The organism is Calidithermus terrae (assembly GCF_003574345.1).
Classification (GTDB): domain Bacteria; phylum Deinococcota; class Deinococci; order Deinococcales; family Thermaceae; genus Calidithermus; species Calidithermus chliarophilus.
On sequence record NZ_QXDL01000449.1, the window covers coordinates 1 to 919 of the forward strand.

General features: G+C 68.6%; 2 protein-coding genes. Both read right to left on the bottom strand.

The window, feature by feature from the left end; genetic code table 11:
* The coding region (locus tag Mterra_RS21505; RefSeq protein WP_119316891.1) for an FAD-dependent oxidoreductase at window positions 1–275 on the bottom strand (275 nt) is incomplete at its 3' end.
* Window positions 276–296: 21 nt separating this feature from the next.
* Window positions 297–800 carry a peroxiredoxin gene (locus Mterra_RS21510; protein WP_119316892.1) on the bottom strand — a complete coding sequence of 168 codons (504 nt, stop codon included), beginning with the start codon at window positions 798–800 and terminating at the stop codon, window positions 297–299.
* Window positions 801–919: the final 119 nt, after the last annotated feature.

Genomic DNA, 919 nt, shown 5'->3' on the forward strand with positions numbered 1-919 from the left:
AGCCAGACCTGCATCAAAGGCTCGCCCGCCTCGAGCCGCCGCACCGGGAACTCCACCCCCAGCCTGCGGCCCAGCCCCTCGAAGACCCCGCCGGGGTCGAAGCCCGCCAGCAGCGTGGCCCCGGCGTCGAAGCGGTAGCCCCCGTGGAAAAAGGTGCCCGCCGAGCCGCCGGGGTAGGTGTGGGCCTCGAGCACGGTGACCTCGAGGCCCGCCCGGGCCAGCAGCGCGGCCGTGGTCAGGCCGCCCACCCCGGCCCCGATGACGATGACCCGCATGAAGCCCGGCCCCGGCCCCGCCTACTTGCCGAGCTTCTCCTTGAGGTAGGACAGCACGGTGTCGGGGTCCTTGAAGGGGTTGACGTTACGCCAGACCTTCTCGACCCTGCCCTGCGGGTTGATCAGGAAAGTGTCCCGCGCGTAAAACCCGAAGAGGTTGTTCACCTTGTACGCCTTGGCGAGAGCACCGTCCCGGTCGGGGATCATGCCCCCCTTGAGCGCCAGCTTCTCGATGAACTCGCACTGCTCGGCCGCGGGGTCGTGGCTCACCCCGAAGACCTCCACGTTGTACCGGGCGAACTCCTCGTACAAGTCGGCGTAGCGCTTGCCCTGCGCCGAGCACCCCGGCGAGGAGGCCTTGGGGTAAAACCACAGCACCACGTACTTCCCCGCCTTGGTGATCTGCGCCAGGTCCACCGGCTTGCCGTACGAGTCGCTGACCTTGGGCAGCGGCGCAGGATCGCCCGGCGACACCGCCCGGGCCCCGAACAGCGAAAAGATCAAAACCCACGCGAGGGCTCGCATGCCCCAAGTGTGGCAAAGCCGCGCGGCTCGAGCTGTGATCCAGGCTGGAAAGGGGAAGGGCGGGAAGGGATAAGCCGTCAGCCAAAGGCCTGTGGCGTATGGTCCACCCCTCCCCGTCC